General features: G+C 58.1%; 11 protein-coding genes. 5 read left to right on the top strand and 6 right to left on the bottom strand.

Annotated features, from left to right (window positions below; genetic code table 11):
- The coding region (locus ACVWZF_RS02895; RefSeq protein WP_457410781.1) for an RNA-guided endonuclease TnpB family protein at positions 1-570 on the top strand (570 nt) is incomplete at its 5' end.
- Here ACVWZF_RS02895 and ACVWZF_RS02900 read toward each other — a convergent pair.
- Positions 550-933 carry a molybdopterin-dependent oxidoreductase gene (locus tag ACVWZF_RS02900; RefSeq protein WP_049749569.1) on the bottom strand — a complete coding sequence of 128 codons (384 nt, stop codon included), beginning with the start codon at positions 931-933 and terminating at the stop codon, positions 550-552. The two genes, ACVWZF_RS02895 and ACVWZF_RS02900, sit on opposite strands and share 21 nt — an antisense overlap.
- Before the next feature lie 446 nt (positions 934-1,379).
- On the opposite strand from ACVWZF_RS02900, the gene lgt reads away from it, so the two are divergent.
- Positions 1,380-2,519: a prolipoprotein diacylglyceryl transferase gene (lgt, locus tag ACVWZF_RS02905; protein ID WP_011432885.1), complete on the top strand. Its 1,140-nt coding sequence runs from the start codon at positions 1,380-1,382 to the stop codon at positions 2,517-2,519.
- Positions 2,520-2,593: 74 nt separating this feature from the next.
- On the opposite strand, the gene chrA is transcribed toward lgt, so the two are convergent.
- From chrA to ACVWZF_RS02930, 5 genes are all read right to left on the bottom strand, one after another.
- Complete coding sequence (chrA, locus tag ACVWZF_RS02910; protein WP_011432884.1) at positions 2,594-3,865, bottom strand: chromate efflux transporter; 1,272 nt, start codon at positions 3,863-3,865, stop codon at positions 2,594-2,596.
- Between the two features lie 102 nt (positions 3,866-3,967).
- Entirely contained in the window at positions 3,968-5,929 is a 1,962-nt protein-coding gene (locus ACVWZF_RS02915; RefSeq protein ID WP_457410782.1) for an O-linked N-acetylglucosamine transferase, SPINDLY family protein, read from the bottom strand.
- 41 nt (positions 5,930-5,970) lie between these two features.
- Complete coding sequence (locus ACVWZF_RS02920; RefSeq protein WP_414418781.1) at positions 5,971-7,446, bottom strand: site-2 protease family protein; 1,476 nt, start codon at positions 7,444-7,446, stop codon at positions 5,971-5,973.
- A gap of 47 nt (positions 7,447-7,493) precedes the next feature.
- Complete coding sequence (gene acsF / locus ACVWZF_RS02925; RefSeq protein ID WP_414412625.1) at positions 7,494-8,585, bottom strand: magnesium-protoporphyrin IX monomethyl ester (oxidative) cyclase; 1,092 nt, start codon at positions 8,583-8,585, stop codon at positions 7,494-7,496.
- 104 nt (positions 8,586-8,689) lie between these two features.
- The gene (locus ACVWZF_RS02930) at positions 8,690-13,297 is read right to left on the bottom strand and encodes a glutamate synthase-related protein (protein ID WP_457396373.1); all 4,608 of its coding nucleotides are present in this window, start codon (positions 13,295-13,297) and stop codon (positions 8,690-8,692) included.
- 285 nt (positions 13,298-13,582) lie between these two features.
- Here ACVWZF_RS02930 and ACVWZF_RS02935 point away from each other — a divergent pair, with 285 nt between their 5' ends.
- The 3 genes from ACVWZF_RS02935 (at position 13,583) to ACVWZF_RS02945 (ending at position 19,700) form a co-directional block, all read left to right on the top strand.
- Positions 13,583-13,798 (top strand): IS630 transposase-related protein, encoded by a 216-nt coding sequence (locus tag ACVWZF_RS02935; protein WP_457410784.1) that lies wholly within the window; start codon positions 13,583-13,585, stop codon positions 13,796-13,798.
- A 614-nt stretch (positions 13,799-14,412) separates the two neighbouring features.
- Positions 14,413-16,284, top strand: a complete 1,872-nt coding sequence (uvrC, locus tag ACVWZF_RS02940; protein ID WP_457410786.1) for an excinuclease ABC subunit UvrC — start codon at positions 14,413-14,415, stop codon at positions 16,282-16,284.
- Between the two features lie 206 nt (positions 16,285-16,490).
- Positions 16,491-19,700 carry a PAS domain S-box protein gene (locus tag ACVWZF_RS02945; protein WP_457410788.1) on the top strand — a complete coding sequence of 1,070 codons (3,210 nt, stop codon included), beginning with the start codon at positions 16,491-16,493 and terminating at the stop codon, positions 19,698-19,700.
- Positions 19,701-19,714 lie beyond the last annotated feature (14 nt).

Raw genomic sequence — 19,714 nt, forward strand, 5'->3', positions numbered from 1 at the left:
CGGCGCAGATGCCGTCAACTGCTGCAACGGCTGTCTGGCAAGGAGAGACGCTTTCAAACGTGGGTCAATCATCGCATCTCCAAAGCTATTGTCTCTAGGGCAAAGGCTACCAACAGCGCTATCGCCCTGGAAGACTTGACAGGGATCCGGGAAAGGGTCAATCAACAGCCACGCAGCAAAGCTGAACGGCGCAGGGCCAACAGTTGGGCGTTCTACCAGCTGAGGCAGTTTCTGGAATACAAGGCTCTGCGTGCAGGGGTTGCTTTGATTCTGGTGCCGCCTGCCTACACGTCGCAGACCTGCCACCGGTGTTTGCACGTCCATCCCGATCCTACGCAATCCTATCGCAGTGGGAAGCAGTTCAAGTGTGGGCACTGTGGATGGGAAGGAGATGCGGATTTGAATGGTGCGAATGTGATTGCGCTTTGGTGCTCCGCACCGCTAACGCGACTGGGGGCTGTCGTAAACCAGCCTAGAGGTTCGGGCCTGTTTTGTTCTCTGGTAGAGCAGAGCAGGCTCAGGGCTACTGAAAGCCCGCTCCGTACCGCTTTAGCGGTCGGAGTCGGGTAGTTTACAGCCTCTATAGATTGCTGTAGCGTTCTTCGGCCCAGGGTTCACCGCCCATGTAGTAGCCGTTGCTCCCCCAAAAGCCCAGCTGATCTTAGGGGGGAAACTCCAGGCATATGGGTGAGGGATCAAAGTGCGCACCGGCCCTACCGGGAGCGGTTGTCCTTCCAGGGTATGAACCAGGTAGTTTTCGGGGCGGGTGAACTCCTCCAGAGTCAGGTTGGTGGTGTAGCCGCCATAACAGTGTTGCATCACCGCCTTGGCCTCAGGAGCAATGGATACCAACTGCAACCCATCCGGGATCCACACCCCTGTCCAGTTGACATCCTCCATCTCCTTTCGGTACAACGCAAAGACTGGAGACACGGCACAGCTTGCCCACTGCTGTCGCCCCCATCCAGCCCCACCACTTGGCCGGTGTACTCCGTCATCGAAGGCTTGGTACTGCGCTGGAGTGGCCTTGAGGAGTTTGGCATCTCCGACCAGCGTGGGTGTATCTTATCGCAGGTCTAACAGGGCAAAAGCCGTCCTGGAAGGGCGGGGCTTTGGACCTAGCTTTTTGGTAAAGGTATGGGCTCTAGGGTGGAATCTTGTCCGTGACGGGCCTGTAGGATCGGGTCAACCGGGAACGAGGACTGGCGCTGCTTCAGGATCGGGGAGAATGGATCCCTGTTGGAGCCTGTGAATGGCTGCCGGGGATAGGGGAGAAGAGCCCGGAAGGGACTCCGTCCCGCTAACCCAAGCGGGTGAGGTTGATAAAGCCGACTGGTGGAACTGAGTTGAGCAATTTTGGGGTGCAGAGCGTGTTGTCGATGAACCTATGGAGTGCAGGGCTGTTGGGCCTTACCTTCAGCTCACCTGGAGAATTTGTCTTCCGCTTTCCCCCCGGCACCCCGCTGGTGGGAGGGCTGGGCCTACGCTGGTATGGCCTATTGATGGCAGTGGCCGTGTTGGTCGGCTTGATCTTGACCAAAGCGTTGGCAGAATCTCGTCATCTAGAGAAAGAGCCTGGCAAAGCCAGTGAACGAGTGGAGCTACTGGCCCTGTGGTTGGTAATATCTGGGTTTCTGGGCGCCCGCCTCTACTACGTCCTCACCCACTGGTCAGAGTTCCAAGACAACCCCCTCTCGGCCTTTGCCATTTGGCAGGGGGGTCTCATCATCCACGGTGGGGTGTTGGCCGGCGCGCTTGCCCTTTACCTCTATTGCCGCACCACCGGGATCAACGGCTGGAAGTACGCCGATGTGCTCACGCCGGGGTTAATTTTGGGCCAAGCCATCGGGCGCTGGGGCAACTTTTTCAACTCTGAGGCCTACGGTGCCCCTATTCCTCCCGACAGCCCTTGGCCGCTGCGGGTGTACATTCCTCCCCAAGCCCGCGAGCCGGAATACAGCCAATTTGAGTTTTTTCACCCCATCTTTTTTTACGAAAGCGTCCTCAACCTGCTTCTATTTGCCCTCTTGATGGGAATGTTCTGGCGCTTTCCCAAACTCAAAGATGGCACTTGGGTTTGGACCTATGTTGTCGGCTATAGCCTGATCCGCATCCCCTACGAAATCTTGCGCGTGTCGGCGGTGGCCTATCTGCCGGGAACTTCCATCAAAGCCGCCTATGTAGCCAGTGGCTTGGGCTTGGTGATCGGGATCGGCATGTTGATCTACATGTACCGGCTGCGCTTCGACCCCGATTTGGAACAACTGGCAGCGTGGTTATCGGAGCAAGCGGGATTAGCGCCAGAAGCAGCCCAAAACCTTCTGGAACGGGCTTGGGCCATCCAGCAACAACACCGCCGCGCCGACCTGTTGGATCGTGTTACCCTAGCCATGCCCCACTTTCCCAGCGCCCTTGCCCCCCACCTCTCTCTGGCTCGACGGGAGCTGCTGATGCGGCAACTGTTTTGTCGCCTGGAAGGCAGGGATCCCTCTGAGGAAGGGCTGGCCCAAGCCAGTTAGTGCCGTGGCCATCAGGCTGAATCAGGGTCATTCCCTCACCCCCAAGGAGAAAGCAGGGCCAGGGAGCAAAACCTTTAGGCCAGCAGACCTCGGGCCAGCAAACCCGCCCCCCCTCCCATCAACACCAACAGCCAAGTGGGCTGGCGAAAGCGCATCAAGGCAATGAAGGCCGCTACCCCGATCCCCAAAGCCACCAGCGAAGCGGGAGTTGTTTGTTGTAGCAGCGCATTTTGGGCCAAGGGCACTGTAGCCGCAGCAACAGCCCCCAGGGCCGTTGGGGTAATTGCCTGCAGGGATCCCTTCACCCAAGCATTGTGCCGTATGCGCAACAGAACCGGAGCTGCCAGCAAAATAAAGGCAAAAGAAGGGGCAAAGATGGCCACTGTTGCCGTCAGGGCCCCCAGCACCCCTGCCACCTTGTAGCCGATAAAGGCTGCCGTCAGCACCACCGGGCCAGGAGTAAATTGCCCAATGGCCACCCCATCCAAGAACTCTGTCGGCGTCAACCAGCCCAACTGATCCACCACCTCGTCGGCGATGAAGGGGATGATCACCAGCCCTCCCCCGAAGATGGTGCCGCCTACTTTCAGGAAAAACAAGGTCAAAGGCCAGAAATAGGCACCAATCCGCTCCAGACCCCAAAAGCTGCTCAGGATAAGGGTTTCCGGTGGAACCGTGGCCACTACCGTCTGGGCCAACGTCAATACTGGCCAAGGGAGTAAAATCGGGATCCCCGATAGTGGGCCTTTTTTGGGCCCATACAGCAGCAGCCCCACCAGAGCCGCCAGCCCGAACAGCAACAGGATATTCACCCCCCCGATCAGCAGCAGGGCAAAGGCCGCCACCGCGATCAGCCCCCGGCTCCAATCCTTCACAGCTTTACGGCCCAGTTTCCAGCAAAAGGCCAGGATAATGGCGATCACCACCGGGGCCACCCCAAAAAACATCCCCTCTAGCTGCGGCACCCCCTGAAAGCGAAAGTAAAGCCAAGAAAAAATCACCTCGATCACAAAAGCAGGGGCAATGAAGCAAATCCCCGCCAGCACCGCCCCCAACCAGCCTGCCCGCACATAGCCGACATAGATCCCCATCTGGGTAGAAGCTGGCCCTGGCAACATTTCACATAGGCCCACCCCTTCGGTAAATTGTTCCTGGCTCATCCAGCCCCGCCGGATCACCGCCTCATCGTGTTGCATGGCGATGTGGGCTTGGGGGCCGCCGAAACCCAGGGATCCCAGCCGCAGGAATACCACGGCAATCTCTTTCAGGCGCGTTGAAAGGGAGGGCAAGTTGTCGGGGGCGTTTTCCGGCCTGGGGAACTGACCGGGAGCAGACTCAGAAGACATGGGCAAAGCCCGGCAAGACAACCCCGCCTATCCTGCCATCTGTCCGGGATCCCTTCAAGAGGACAACACTCGCCCGTTTATCCTTTCACCCAAACTGCCCCCTCAGGTCTTCAGGCTTCGCAACCACTCTTCCAGAGCGCGGATCGGCGCGGGATCCCGGTAGACGCGCTCCTGGCGCCTCTTCACCTGTTGGCCCATTTGCTCTCGCCACTCTGGATCCAAGCCCAACTGACTGGCAATCTGGACGTATTCATCGAGGGTGTGGGCGATGGTATCCAGGATCCCCATCTGCTGCAGGATGGCGTAGGTGTGGCGGCCCCGCATCAGGGATCCGGGCAAGGTGACGATGGGCAGGCCGTGGGGCAGGGCTTCCAGGGTGGTGTTGCCCCCTGACCAGCCGAGGCTATCCAGGTAAATATCCCCCAGGGCGTTGTAGGCGGCATATTCTGCAGGCGAGAGTTCCGGTAGGAGCACCACATACTCTTCGGCAGCTAGGTCATAGGCCTGAAAGGCTCGTCGCAGCCGCTGCCAAAAGCGCTCGCGGATCCCTTGGGAGAGGCGGCCCCGCAAAAATAGAAATTGACACTTCCCCACTTCCCGGGCGATGCGGGGGAACACCTCGTCGTACTGAGGTAAGTACTTGAATAGGGATTGGGCGCAGAGGTAAAGCACCCTGTCGGGATCCACCCCCCAAGCTTGCCAGTCCACAGGGGCGGGGTCAACTTCTAGGGGAATATAGTAGGTGCCGATGCCAGGCAGGGGCAGGAGCTGCTCGGTGTAATGGCCGGCCCCGTCCGGCGGCTCCATCAGCTCGCTGCTGAGGAAAACGTCTATTGTCGGCAGGCCAGAAGTTTGCGGGTGGCCCCAGGCCATCGCCTGTACTGGCGCCAAGCGGAGGGCGGCCAGTTGGGCACAGACCGGGTCAATGCCCACTTCCGGGTAGAGGAGCACATCCAGCTGTGCCTCTCGAATAGCCGCTTGCCATTCTTCTATGCTGCGGGATCCGGCCACAAAGTGCTCAAAACGAGGGGGCAGGGAGCACGTGACCTCATCTTGGATGACCGAGGTGTGGAAGCCGTAGAGGGCCACTTGAGCACGATCCAGGGCTTCTACCCAGCCGCGAGTCAGGATCTTCCAAACGGAGTGATCCCGAAACAGGCCGGAGACAATGCCCACCCGCACTCGGCCAGGATGTCGCTGCCAGAGGACGGAGGGCTGGGGATAGCGGGCCGCCATCACGTCCCTCACCAAGGATCCGTAGAGCTGCTGCAGATCGCGGTCGTTCTGGCCTTGGTAGGGCAAAAAGAAGGGTTGGACGGAGCCGATCCCGGCAGCCGCTTGCTCCAGGGTTATCGGATCCCGCGGCAGTTGTTCCCAGCGGGCCTTTACCTGTTGTAGGGCTTGGCGGTAGCGCTCCCGGGCCACGGAAACTTGGTCTGCCGAGGCGTACAGCAAGGGCAACTGGCTAACACACCAGCCCAGGGCCGCGGCCAAGTCGGCGGGATCCGCTTGCCAGAGTTGGTAGAACAGCTCCGCCGCTTCCTCCTCCCGGCCACAATCCCGCAGCAGGATGGCCAGGGTGTAGGCGGCATCGGCAAAGTCCGGCTGCAGCTCCAGGGCCTGTCCCAAGGGGACAAGGGCCGCCTCCAAATCCCCCTGCTGCCGCAGCACCAGCCCCAGCTGGTACAAAACTTCCGCGTCCGGCCCCCCCTGCTCTAGGGCCAGTTGCAGGTGAGTTTTCGCCTCCGCCAGCTGCCCCGCCTGCTTGAGAACAATTCCCAAATTAAAGTGGGCGTCGGGAAACCAGGGCTGGTGGGCAAGGGCCTGCCGGATCAGGGCAATCGCGTCGTCCAGGGATCCCTGTTGCTGCCGACAGACCCCCAAGAGGTGCAGTGCCTCGGGGTGGGTGGGCTGGGCTTGCAGCACCTGCTGGTAAAGTGAGACAGCCTGTGGCCATTGCCCTGCCTGGTGATGGCGAACGGCTTGGGCCAACAGACGCTGCAGGTGCTCTCCTCTGTCCTTTCCAGCTCTGCCTAGGCCAAAGCCTTTCCCCGGTCCAGACACAGTGAGCTCCTCTCGCCGGCGGATCCTGGGCCTCTACCCCATCAGCCGTTGGGGAAATTGAGAAAGCCCGCCAAGGCCGGAGCAATCGGCAACAGGGTCATGACCATCAAAAAGAGGGCCAGCAATGCCAAAGCATCCCGCTGACCGTCGGTTTCAGTAATCTCATCCTGCGGTGGACGCTCTGGCTCGCGGGCGATGAACAGGATCAGCAGCGCCCAGTAGAGGGCCAAGACGTTGCTGATGGCCGCCACCGCCAAGGCAATCAGGGTGATGAAGGTGGCGCGGGCCGCCGTCTTCCGCCCGTACACCGCCTGCACAATGCGACCCCCGTCCAGCTGCCCTGCCGGCAGCAGGCTCAAGGCGGTGATTGCCAGGCCAATCCAGCCCACGGCAACAAAAGGATGAATGGGAACCAGCTCCGCCTGCAACTGGGATCCCAGCACCAGCCGGGCCAGAGTGCCCACTAGGATGGAGCTGCGGAAGATCTCCGTGGGCACATACAGACCCTCGGAGCCGGAGAGCTTTAGGCCAGCCAAGAGCACCAGCAGCGACAGGATCCCGCTCGCTGCCGGGCCGGCAAAGGCAATGTCGAACAAAGCCTTGCGGCTGGGCACCGGCGATTGGATGCGGTTCAGGGATCCCAGCGTGCCGATCCCCAAGCTGGGGATAACAAAAGCAGGGCTGAGGCGCACGCCGTACTTGCCCGCCATCCAGCGGTGTCCGGTCTCGTGCACCAGCAAGATGGCGAAGATCCCGGCTGCCACCGGCAGGGCTTCCACCCAGCGCCCCGGCGCATCCAACAGCCGGAAGCCCAAGAGATTGGCCCCCACCTCCAACGTGGCGACGAAGCTGAAGACCAGCAACGCCCCCGCCAGGATCTGCGCCCCCACGGAAGCGCGGTAATTGACGATGGGATCCGGCAAGACCACCACCGCCGGCTTTTCCGCCGGATCCTCCACCAAAAAGAGCTGGTAGCGACTGCCCACCTGCTCTTTGAGCTTCTCCACCAGCAGGGGTACCACCACCTCCGCCTCCTGGCGCAGGTTGCCCTTAAAAATCGCCCCTTCCCCATAGGGGACGGTCTCGGTGACGAAAAAGGTATCGAGGCCGAAAATAGACTGAATGGCCTGCAGATCCTCAGCCGAGATCCGCTGCAGAACCGCAGGCGCTTCCAAAGGCGCCTCCCCTGCCGAAGGGGCTTCCCCCTGCTCTTCCAGACGAGCCAACTGCTCGCGACGGGCCTGCAGCTCCTGCTGGGCCAACTGGCGGGTCTTGCGCCCCACGGCAATGTAGAGCCCCGTAAACACCAGCAACAGCAGCAGGAAACCGGCAAAGTTGAGGTAGATTCCCAGCAGCAGCAGCCCCAGGAAAACCACCCACGGCAACAAGAGCAGGGATCCCTGTAACCACACCCAAACGGCTAAGGATCCCCGCCGACGGGCTCTCCAGAAGCCCCAACCCAAAAAGGCCAGCGTTCCCAGCAAAAAGAGCGGCGTAATCTCAGCGGCAATGTTCATGGCTGACCTATGAGGCTGTACGGGTACCAAGCTGAGGGCAAGACGGCTCAAGCAGAAACAGCCGTTCCTTCAAAACGGGGCTCCGGCTGCTCCCACAGGTAGAAGCCAGCTTTCCGAGGTTTCAGGAGGAACAGCCGCAAAAACTGATAGAAGTTATCCAAGTAGAGGGGCAGCTTGCGCAAACCCTTGAAGGGGCCGGATCCCCGGGCAATCTCCCTCAGCTTAGCGTTGTTGGCCACGCACTTTTGCAGCCGCCGCACAAACTCAGGGTTTTCCACATCCAACACCACCGGGAACACCTTGGCCGCCTCGCGGTTGGTCTTGTAGATTACCTCCATGTCATAAGTATGGGGATCCAGCCCGATGAGGCGGTAGAAATCCGGGCGCTCTCCCACATCGTTGAGGTACATAGTGGCGAACACCGACAGCAAGAAGAAACGGCACCACAGCTTGGCCACCCATCCCTTGAGCAGCCGCGGCTGGCTTAGGAGCATGAGCGCAAAGAAATCGCCGTGGCGGTTCTCGTCCTGGCACCAGTTCTTGAAGAAGTTGAAGATCGGGTAAACGCGATCCTCGGGGTGGGCCTCCAGGTGGCGGTAGATGAGGATGTAGCGCCAGTAGCCGATCTTCTCCGAGAGATAGGTGGCATAGAAGATGAAACGCGGCGCGAAATAGGTGTAAGACTTGTGCTTAGTGAGAAAGCTCAGGTCGAAGGCCATGTTGAAGTCGCCCATGGCGCGGTTCAGAAAGCCGGCATGGCGGGCCTCATCGCGGCTCATCAGGGCAAAGCACTCGGCCAAAACGGGGTTGGTCTCTTTTAGCTTGCGCGACAGCTCCTTGTAGAGGAGAAAACCGGAGAACTCGGCTGTACAGGAGCGCTCCAAGAACTCCACAAACAACCGGCGCGCCTGCGGATCCAGGCGGCTTTCCCAGTCTTGGTTGAACTCCTCACCCCGGACGAAGTGATGGCGGTTGTAGTCGGCGCGAAACTCCTGCAGGATGGCCCGGAAATCGGCCTCTCGATCCCCTAAGCCCATTTTGCCGATGGCCTCGAAATCGGTGGTGTAGAAGCGCGGCGTCAGGATGGTCTCGGTGGGCACTCGCGCTTGAGTTTGAGCAGCTTGCAAACTGGGACTCATAGTGATTTAAAGCGGATGAAAAGGCCAGGTATACTCTCGCAGTTTACCAGCCTCTCTGGCCGTCGTGGGGATAAGAAGTGTTACCGGCAGGCTCTGAGAGATCCTTAAGACTCCACTGCCAGCGGCTGGGATCGCAAGGGATCCGTCAGCTCGCTGCCCTCCTCCGAAGGCGGGATCACCTGCCAAAACAGAGGCAAATAGGATTCCCAATTTTGCAGAATGCGCTCCGCTTTGGGGGAATGGGTGCGGCGATAGTGCTCTTGGATCAGGCTCTTCAGTTGTGCCTCTGCTGCTGCTGTCTGCACCCGCTGAATGCGCACGATCTCCCCGTTGACCTTGGCGGGGAAGTTGCCCTCCTCATCCAGCACATAGGCAAGGCCGCCGGTCATCCCCGCTCCCAGGTTGCGGCCCACCCGCCCCAGCACCACCACCACCCCACCGGTCATGTACTCGCAGCAGTGGTCGCCGGATCCCTCGATCACCGCCTGCGCTCCCGAGTTGCGCACCGCAAAGCGTTCCCCCGCCTGGCCGTTGGCAAACAGGGATCCGCCCGTGGCCCCGTACAAACAGGTGTTGCCCAGGATTACATTTTCCGCCGGATCGCGGGGCGCCTCAGGGGGAGCCAGGATGACGATCTCGCCGCCACACATGCTCTTGCCCACGTAGTCATTCGCTTCTCCTGTCAGGGTCAGGCGCATCCCCGCCAGTGTAAAAGCGCCAAAGCTCTGGCCGGCGCTGCCGACAAAGCGCAGATCCAACTGCCCCCCCTGTTGGGCGAAGCCGGTATCTCCGTACAAGCGGGCCAAGGTTCCGGCAATGCGCCCGCCCACACAGCGGTCGGTGTTGGCGATAGGGATCTCCACCGTGGCCGTGCCGCAGGTTTCCACCGCCTTCTGCACCTCCGGCTGAGCCAGGATCTGCTCATCCAGCACCGGGCCGTTGGAATGCACCGGCTCATGCTCCAACCAGTCGGGCAGGGTGTTGGGATCAAAACCGGGGGGAGTTCGCAGCAGACACTCCAAGTTCAAGGATTGGGTCTTCTGCAGAACCGCATCGGCCCGCGGACAGAGCAGATCCACCCGTCCAATCACCTCCTTCAGAGAGCGGTAGCCCAGTTGCGCTAAGACTTGGCGCACCTCCTCCGCCACAAAGGTGAAGAAGGTCACCACGTGATCTGGCGTGCCGGGGAAGCGCTTGCGCAACTCCTCCTTCTGGCTGGTCACTCCCACAGGGCAGTTGTTAGTGTGGCACACCCGCGCCATGATGCACCCCTCCGCAATCATGGCCACCGTGCCAAAGCCAAACTCTTCTGCCCCCAGCATGGCCGCCATCACCACTTCCCAACCCGTGCGAATGCCGCCATCCACCCGCAGGATGGAGCGCTGCCGTAGGCCGTTTTCCAGCAGGGTATGATGCACCTCCACCAGGCCCAACTCCCAAGGTGCCCCGGCATGTTTGATGGAGCTCAAGGGGGAAGCCCCTGTGCCCCCTTCATGGCCGGAGATTTGGATGATGTCGGCGTTGGCCTTGGCTACTCCTGCCGCCACTGTGCCGATGCCCACCTCCGCCACCAGCTTCACCGACACCTGTGCCTGGGGGTTCACCTGGTGCAAGTCGAAGATCAACTGCGCCAGATCCTCGATGGAGTAGATGTCGTGGTGGGGCGGCGGCGAGATCAAGGTCACCCCCGGCTTGGAGCGGCGCAGCTTGGCGATGTAGGGGCTGACCTTTTTGCCCGGCAGTTGCCCGCCCTCGCCCGGCTTGGCCCCCTGGGCAATTTTGATCTCAATTTGCCGCGCGTTGAGCAAATACTCCGGTGTCACGCCAAAGCGGCCCGAGGCCACCTGCTTCACCGCCGAGCTGGCGTTGTCCCCCATGCGCAGCCCCTTCAGGTGGGGAAAGCGGGCCGAGGTGCCATCTGGGCCTACATCGGTGATGGGGAGGTATCGTTCCGGATCTTCCCCGCCTTCACCGGAGTTGGACTTGCCGCCGATGCGGTTCATGGCAATGGCCAGGGTCTCGTGGGCCTCGCGGCTGAGGGCCCCCAAGGACATCCCACCTGTGGCAAAGCGTTTGAAAATCTCCGACACCGGTTCCACTTCCTCCAAGGGAATGGGATCCCGGTCGCTGCGGAAATCCAGCAGGTCTCGCAACGCGGTGGGGGTGCGGCTGCGCAGGTGCGCCCTGTAGATCTCATAGTGGGCAGGCTGACCCGATTCGATGGCCTTGTGCAGCAGTTTGGCCATTTCTGGACTGTTGATGTGGTATTCGCCTTTGGGCCGCGCCTGGATAAAGCCAAAGTTCTCCAGCTTTTTCGAGGTGAGTTCGGGGAAGGCCCGCTGGTGATTCACCATGCCCTCGCGGGCCAGATCTGCCAGCGTCATGCCCCCCACCCGCGACACCGTGCCGCGGAAGGCCAGATCGATCACCTCTTGGCTCAGGCCAATGGCCTCGAAAATCTGCGCTCCGTGGTAGCTGGAGAGCAGAGAAATGCCCATTTTGGAAAGAATCTTGAGCAGCCCTGCCTCAATGGCGGCGCGGTACTTCAGTTGCACCTCGGCCAGGGAAAGCTGGGGCAACTTGCCGGCAGCCATCTGGGTTTGCGTCTTGGGCTTGTGCCACCACTGCCGCACAGCTTCATAGGCCAGATAAGGACAAACGGCGCTGGCCCCATAGCCGATCAAGCAGGCAAAGTGATGGGTACTCCAGCATTGGGCAGTCTCCACCACCAGGGAAGCGCGTAGGCGCAGCCCCTCCTGGATGAGGTGATGGTGGATGGCGCCCACCGCCAACAGAGGTGGGATCAGAGCCTGCTCGGCATTGAGGCCGCGATCCGAGAGGATTAAAATCTCAGCTCCCCCCCGCACTGCCTGAGCCGCCTGCTGGCAGAGGGCCCGTACCTGGACCTCCAGTCCTTCTGGGCCGGCAGCCACCGGATAGAGAATCGGGAGCGTGTGGCAGGGAAAAGGGGTATGCTGCAGAGCGGCCAGCTCCGCTTCGTTGAGCACCGGGCTGCGCAACTGCAACAGGCGGGCATGCTCAGGGCGGATCTCCAGCAGGTTGCCCTTGGATCCCAGATACACATCCAAAGACATCACCAGGCTCTCCCGCAGGGGATCGATGGCAGGGTTGGTGACCTGGGCAAAGCGCTGCTTGAAATAGTCGTAGAGGGGATGAGGCTGGGTGGACAGCACAGCCAGCGGCGCATCATCCCCCATGCTGAAGGTGGGCTCCTTGCCCGTAGCCGCCATCTCCTCGATGATCATCTCCACATCTTCTGAGGAGTACCCGAAGGCGGTTTGGGCTTGTAACAGTTGTTCTTCCGAGAGGTGAGGGGTATTTTCAAAGCCTTGGGTGCTGAGCTGAACGCGATGGGCTTTGAGCCATTCGCCGTAGGGGTGCTGGGCTGCCACCTGGGTTTTGATCTCCCAGTTTTTGCAGATGTGCCCGCTCTGCAGATCCACCGTCAGCATCTGCCCCGGGCCTAGCCGCCCTTTTTCCAAAATGTCGGTCTCCGGCAGAGGAACCACGCCAGCTTCCGAGGCCACCACCAGCAGACCATCGCGGCTGCGAGCGTAGCGGGCTGGGCGCAGGCCATTGCGATCCAACGTGGCCCCGATGGTTTTGCCGTCGCAGAAAACCACCATCGCCGGGCCATCCCAAGGCTCCTGCAGGCCGCCGAAGAACTCGTAGAAATCCACCACTTCCGGGTGATTCTGCAGTTCTGGCTGGTTGCGATAGGCCTCCGGGATCAGCACCATCATCGCCTGCTGAGTGGAGTAGCCCGACTGAATCAACAGCTCAAACACAGCGTCCAGGCCCGCCGAGTCGCTGGTGCCCGGGTCAATAATCGGCTTCAGATCCTCGACCGCTGTACCCCAGCGGGGATGGGAAAGGGTTTGTTCGCGGGCGGCCATCCAGTTGACATTGCCCAGGTAGGTGTTGATCTCGCCGTTGTGGCAGAGGTAGCGGAAAGGCTGAGCCAGCGACCAACGCGGCAGGGTATTGGTGCTGAAGCGGCGGTGGTAGGTGGCGTAGGTGGTGGTGTAGAGGGGGTTTTGCAGATCTCGATAAAACTGGCCCAGAACCGACGATTGCACCATGCCTTTGTAAACGACAACCCGGCAGGACAAAGAGGCAAAATACAGAGCATAAAAGCCAAACCGAGCCTCTACCCGCCGCCGAATGCGCCGCCGCAACAGATAGAGCTGCTGCTCTAGCTCGTCTCCTTCCAGCGTGGGATGGGTGAGGAGCATCTGCCAAATGGAGGGCATGGTCTGCCGCGCCATCGGCCCCAGGCAATTGGGATTGACCGGTACCTGCCGCCAAACCACCCGCTGCCAGTCGGTGGTGGTCAAGTACTCATCGATCACCTGCTGCACCGCCTGACACTCAGCAGGATCCTGAGGCAAAAAGACCATCCCCACCGCGCTGTGAGTGGGATCCCAAGCTCGAATTTCTTCCCTCTCTGCCTGCAACAGCGACCAGGGGATTGCCGTTGCAATGCCCGCCCCATCACCGCTCTGGCCGTCGCCGCCACAGCCACCCCGATGTTCCATACAGGTGAGGGCCTGAAGGGTTTTCTGCAAGAGGTCGTGGCTGGCTCTCCCCTGCTGATTCACCAAAAAGCCGACCCCGCAAGCATCCCGCTCTTGAAAGTGCCAGTTTTCCTGCAGGATAGGGGCCGAGACCTGAGAGGGATGGGGATTCATAGGAGTAAAAACAGTTTGGAATAAATCACGCTTTCAGAGGTGGAAAACCAGCATATCGCACTCCAATCCGACAGGAAAAGGGGGGCAGTCTCAAGTCACGGCTGGCTCTTGCCAACAGGGCAACCGTTGGGGCAATCGGCTCAGCGAAGTAAAGACAAAAAAGCTCGCCATGAACAGATTTTTCGAGTTTCTTCTGCAGCTTTCCCCGACGGACTGCGGACGATCTGAGAAAGCTAGGGCGAATGCGCCAGCTCACACCGGCTCCGCTCGCTGGCAACTGGCCCTGTGGAGAACTGCGGTAGGGAGACAGCCGTAGGGTATGTCCAGGAAGAGGGCAACCCCACAGATGTACAACAGATGTACAAAGTCAGGCGTGCAACGGTCTATCGCTGGCCGAACCTAGAAGACCTCAGGCCGACAAAAGTCAAGACCCAGAAGCCAAAGATAGACTTGGCCGCCCTGCAGCAAGACATAGGCCAGGATCCAGGAGCTCAATTGTAAGGATAGAGCTCAGAGATTCGGGTCGCGCCAGCGGGACGGAGCCCTTGCCCTATTGACTATACTGGTGGTGCTCTGGGAGCAATGATACTATTACCCTAGATTTTTCGTGTTTCTGAGTAAGCTCATGCTGACTTGCCCAAGCCGTCATTCTTTTAACTTAGGTACGACAAGATCCATAATGGAAAGCAGCATTATCGATGCCAGGATTGTCACAGGCAACTTATACCTGAATCTACTCAAAAGATTGTCTCAGAAGTCAATATATCCCTAGTTAATAAACTTAAGCGACTTTCCATTGCTGCTATATCTTATGTAAATGAACTACCAGAACTCTGGACAAAATTATGTTAATCACAAATCAACTTATTCTTCCCAAATCATGGAGGTCTACCCGTCAAAAGAGGTACTTTGATCCTGCGATGCGACGAGCTATTGCCATTTGTGCTAGCAGGTTGGAGCTTGAAAGCAGGACGAGCTTCCCAAACTTGTTCAGAATGATTGTTCAGAATGACTGTGTCTCCACATGGGTTGGAGTCAGTGTTGCCGAGAAAAGCCATATCCTTGCTAGATTGAAGTCATGGGATCCCTGACTCTACCCGGTAGAACTGAACTTTATGACCGTCCCTCTGATTCACAGCCGTGACGTTCTAGAGAGCCGTCTCAAGGAGATTCCTGCTGAACCCGGCGTATATTTGATGCGAGATGCCACGGATCAGATCCTCTATGTAGGCAAGTCCAAGAAATTGCGCTCTCGAGTGCGATCTTATTTCCGCTTTACCGGCGACCTGTCCCCTCGCATTCAGCGCATGGTAGCTCAGGTTTGCGAGATCGAGTTTATCGTAACCGACAATGAAAGTGAAGCCCTAGCCCTAGAAGACAATCTGATTAAGACCCATCAGCCCCCTTATAATGTTCTCCTTAAGGACGATAAAAAGTATCCCTATTTGTGTATTACCTGGTCGGAGCCTTATCCCCAGCTTTACATCACCCGCCATCGTCGCCTTGATCGGAATCAAGATAAATATTACGGCCCCTACACGGATGTTGGTCTATTGCGCCACACCCTTGGACTGGTCAAACGGATTTTTCCCTTGCGCCAACGGCCCAAACCTCTGTACAAAGATCGCGCCTGTTTGAACTACGACATTGGGCGCTGCCCCGGGGTATGCCAAGGCTTGATCAGCCCAGAAGAGTATCGCAAAACGCTGACTCAAGTGGCCATGATCTTCCAAGGCCAGACAGATGAGCTGATCCGAGAGCTGCAGGAGAAGATGATCCAGGCCGCCGAACAGGAAAATTATGAGGCAGCCGCACGATATCGGGATCAAATTCGCGGTTTGGAACAATTGGGAGAATCCCAGAAGGTCTCTTTGCCTAACTCTACCGTCAGCCGTGATGCTCTGGCCTTGGCCATGAATGATTCACGAGCCTGCATTCAATTGTTTCAGGTGCGGGCAGGCAAGTTGGTGGGGCGGCTGGGGTTTGTGGCCGAAAACCGCGGTGACGACCCAGGCCTTATCTTGCAGCGGGCTTTACAAGAGCATTATCAATACTGCGATCCGGTGGAAATTCCCTCTGAGATTTTGACCCAGTATGAATTGCCCGATCACGATTTTCTGGAGTCTTGGCTGAGTCAGAAAAAAGGCCGCAAGGTCAGCCTTGTTGCCCCCCAACGGCAGAGCAAAGCCGAGCTGATCGAGTTGGTTGAGCGGAATGCCCAACTGGAGCTAACCCGCACTCAGCGCTTGGCGGATCGGGATGCCGCGGCCTTGGAGCGCTTGGCAGAAGTCTTGGATTTGCCGGATGTGCCCCGCCGTCTAGAAGCCTACGATATTTCCCACATCCAGGGATCCGATGCTGTGGCCAGTCAGGTGGTGTTTATCGATGGCCTGCCTGCCAAACAGCACTACCGCCGCTACAAGATTCGCAACCCTGAGGTGCGCCCCGGTCACTCCGATGATTTTGCCAGCCATGCAGAAGTGGCCCGGCGTCGCTTCAGCAAAATGACCCCTGAGGATCAGCCGGATTTGGTGCTCATCGACGGGGGCAAGGGGCAGTTGTCGGCAGTCATGGCCGTCTTGGCAGATTTAGGGCTGGATCACCTGCCGGTAATTGCCTTGGCCAAACGAGAAGAAGAGATCTTTCTGCCGGGGGATCCCGTGCCCTTGCGGTTGCCGGCCCAAGATCCGGCTCGCTTGTTGTTGCAACGCCTGCGAGATGAGGCCCACCGATTTGCTCTCGCCTTTCATCGCCAGCAACGGAAAGCGCGTCAACATGCCTCTACGCTGGACGAGATCCCCGGCTTGGGCAAGTATCGGCAAAAGCTGCTGATGGAAGAATTTCGGTCGATTGCCCGCATTCAGGTGGCTTCAGAAGACCAGCTGGCCCAAGTGCCCGGCATTGGCCCGAAGATTGCCCGGCAGATTTACCGCTACTTTCACCCGGAAACTCAGGCGGAATCCCCGGAGACAGCGCAGGTGGAGTAGTTGAGAATCCGCGCAGGGATCCCTGCCCTACCGGCAGCCCACGGGGTAACATCCACAGAAACCTGAGCACCCTTCCTCGCCCGTGATTTTACGGGGTTAGGGGGGAACTTGTAGTGCGGGAAACATCGCTTAAGGCAGAAATGATACATAATCCCAAGGACAGGTGTTCTCAGTGCCCTGGTACTGCTTGCCAATAGGGGATCCTGATGCTGGCCGAACTTGATGTGCTCCTGGAAAATGCCCCCATTGGGATCTTTCGTGTGGATCTGCAGGGACGGTACCGGTTTGCCAATGCCAAGCTTGCCGAGATATACGGCTATACTTCCTCTGCCCATTTGATGCGCCATCTGTCGGATTTTGGCCATCATCTCTATGCTGACGCTGCCGGTCGTCGCCAGTTTTTCCAGGATCTGCTTGCAGGCAAAGTCGGCGATGGGAGAGTGGCCCAAGAGTTTTTGATCCACAGTCGCAAGGGCTTGGACTTGTGGGTGCGAGAACAAATTCAAGTTGTCCGCAATCCGGCAGGGGATCCCCTCTGTTTTGAGGGGTATGTGGAAGACATCACGGCGCGGAAGCAGGCTGAACAAGCGCTTGCAGAGAGCCAACTCCGCTACAAAAGGTTGGTTTGTGCTATCCCACAAGCCTTAATGATCTTTAGCCAAGAAGGCAAATGCCTGGAGCTGATTTCTTCCCCGGAGAATGCTTGTGTTGCCTCACTCCCAGCAGAGCACCTTCAGGGAAAAGCAGTGCAAGAGCTGTTCGGCTCTGAGGTTAGCGACCAACTCCGGAGGCTGATTGACCGTTGCTTGAGCAGCGGATCCCAGCAAACCTTGGAATATCCCCTAACCAACTCAGCGGGAGAGCTCCGTTACCAAGAAATTTGCATAGTTCCCTACGGAGCAAATTGCGTGCTTGGCTGCATTCAAGATATTACCGAGCGTAAGCGTCTAGAGCTGGCTTTGTTGGAGATTCAACAGCGATTCTGGGGTATTGTAGAGTCCTGCAATTTGGGCATTTCTCTGCTGCCTCTTGAGCCAGAATCCAAGCCACATGGCATGAACTCAGCCCTCAAGGATATAACAGGATATTCTGCAGAGGAACTGAAAGCTTTGCCTCTGGAGGCTTGTATCCCAGACTTGGCCAATGTTGAAACTCTAAAAAAACTTTGGCAGGAGTTGGTTGATGGCCGGCGCAGTCATTATGAATGGGAACATCCCTACACCCGTAAGAATGGCCAAATCATCTGGGTAAAGTCTCAGGTTTATGTTGTGAGAGATGAAGAACAAAAGCCTCTATTTGCCGTTCACTTCCTGGATGATATCAGCGAGCGCCGATCCATCAAATCTGCTCTTGGGGAAATTCAAAACCAATTGCAGGGGATCTTCAACTTCTGTAGCCAAGGGATTGCTCTGATGAGCTTGGATCCTGATCCCCGGTATCTCAGCCTCAATCCGGCAATGGCAGAGATTACGGGGTATAGCGAGGAAGATTGGTCGGCTCTGAAAGCGGAAGATTACACTCCCTATCCCGAAGATCGAGAACGGGGCGAGATACTCTGGAATGAATTGATTGCCGGATACGCTAGCAACTATGAATATGAAAAGGTGATCCGCCGTAAAGATGGCAGAGAGATCTGGGTTCGCCTGCAACTGTCTGTAGTGCGAAACGCTCAAAACGAGCCTCTGTTTGCCATTCAATTTCTAGAAGACATTTCCGAGCGAAAAAGGGCCGAAACTCACCTGCGAGAAAGTTTGGCCGATCTGGCCCGCAGCGAAGCACGTTACCGCGCCCTTTACGAAGTGATTCCAGACATGATTCTGCAGGTGGATCGGCAAGGGCTAATCCTGTCCTACAAGCCCCCCAAAGGATTTGCATCCGCCTATCCCGATGACCGCTATCCTAACCAGTACATTCAGGATCTGTTTCCAGAGCATTGGAAAACCTACTTTGCCCCTTTGCTAGAGAAAGCCTTTCAAACGGGAGAAATTCAGGTTATTGAATATCCGCTTCCTCAAATTTCTCAAGACGCGGCGGAAGCATTGCCGGAATATCGTGAGGCACGTCTGTTGCCCTTTGGGCCGGATGAGGCCATTGTTTTGGTGCGTGATATTACTCTGCGTAAGCGTTTGGAGCTGGCCCAGCAAACGCGAGAAGCTGAGTTAACAGCTCTGGTGCAACAGCGAACCCAGCAACTGGAACGCAGTCTACAGTTTGAATCGATTCTGCGCCGCCTTACCCATCAGATACGGGCAACTCTGGACGAAAAGCAGATCTTGCAGACGGTTGTGAACGAGCTGGGGAAATTTTTGGGCGTTCTTTTTTGCAATGTCGGCCTTTACGATAGCCGCCGAACCTACTCCCTGATCAGCTATGAATACACGACGCTTTCGACCTCTGGGATCGGCGCTCGGGTTCAGATGAAAGATTTTCCCCTCTTCTACGAACAGCTATGGCGAGGCTGGTGCTTTCAACTGTGCGCTCGGGATCGCCAACGGGATCCCGACACTTTGCCCCCTTATTTGACCAAGCTGGCCTGCCCCATTGCCGACGATCAGGGCATTCTTGGGGATCTGTGGCTGGCTCGGCCTCCTGAGGAGAGTTTTAGCGATTGGGAAATCGATTTGGCCCAGCAAATGGCGGCCCAGTGCGCGATTGCCCTGCGACAGGCCAGGCTCTACCTCAGCAGCCAGGCTCAGGTGACGGAATTGAAAAAACTCAGCCAAATTAGGGATAACTTCCTGGCCGCCGTCTCCCATGAGCTGCGCACTCCCCTTACCAGCATTAGCCTCTCGGTTCACCTGCTGAAACTGAGCCATCAAGTTTCTCCTCTCACCCCCAAGCAAATCCAGTATCTTGAGGTTCTGGAGCAGGCGTGCGAGCGAGAGATCTCCCTAATTAACGATCTTCTGGATCTACAAAATTTGTCGGGCAATACGCTCAAGCTGCCCTCTGAGCAGGTTAACTTGCCTTTCCTTTTGGCACCTCTCATCAATCGGTTCCAAGACCAGATGCGCAAGCGGCAGCAAACTCTACAAGTTCACTGGGATCCCCACTTGCCCTATTTGCACACCCATCCTCGCCTGTTGGAACGCTTGGTCTGTGAGCTTTTGACCAATGCCCACAAATTTACGCCCGCCGGCGAACACATTGTCCTAGAGGCTGTTGCTTTAGGTTCCGACCGCTGGGAGCTGCGCTTGACCAACACGGGCACCACCATTCCCCTCGAAGAACAAGAACGCATTTTCGAGCAGTTTTATCGCATCCCCCACTCGGATCCCTGGCAGCAGGGGGGAACAGGCTTGGGATTGGCTCTGGCCCAAGCCATTGCCAACCACTTGGGCGGCTCTTTGCAGGTGGAAAGCACTGCCCACCAAACCACGTTTATTCTTCGCTTGCCCGCAGCAGAATCTTGTTGACGATTCGGTTTGGG

The sequence above is a fragment of the Thermostichus sp. OS-CIW-30 genome (genome assembly GCF_054060215.1).

What these genes read in the sequence shown, in the direction of transcription:
- ACVWZF_RS02920 (WP_414418781.1), bottom strand. Translation starts at nt 7,446, where the DNA reads ATGAACATTGCCGCTGAGATTACGCCGCTCTTTTTGCTGGGAACGCTG.
- ACVWZF_RS02945 (WP_457410788.1), top strand. Translation starts at nt 16,491, where the DNA reads ATGCTGGCCGAACTTGATGTGCTCCTGGAAAATGCCCCCATTGGGATC.
- uvrC (WP_457410786.1), top strand. Translation starts at nt 14,413, where the DNA reads ATGACCGTCCCTCTGATTCACAGCCGTGACGTTCTAGAGAGCCGTCTC.
- lgt (WP_011432885.1), top strand. Translation starts at nt 1,380, where the DNA reads ATGAACCTATGGAGTGCAGGGCTGTTGGGCCTTACCTTCAGCTCACCT.
- chrA (WP_011432884.1), bottom strand. Translation starts at nt 3,865, where the DNA reads ATGTCTTCTGAGTCTGCTCCCGGTCAGTTCCCCAGGCCGGAAAACGCC.
- ACVWZF_RS02930 (WP_457396373.1), bottom strand. Translation starts at nt 13,297, where the DNA reads ATGAATCCCCATCCCTCTCAGGTCTCGGCCCCTATCCTGCAGGAAAAC.
- acsF (WP_414412625.1), bottom strand. Translation starts at nt 8,585, where the DNA reads ATGAGTCCCAGTTTGCAAGCTGCTCAAACTCAAGCGCGAGTGCCCACC.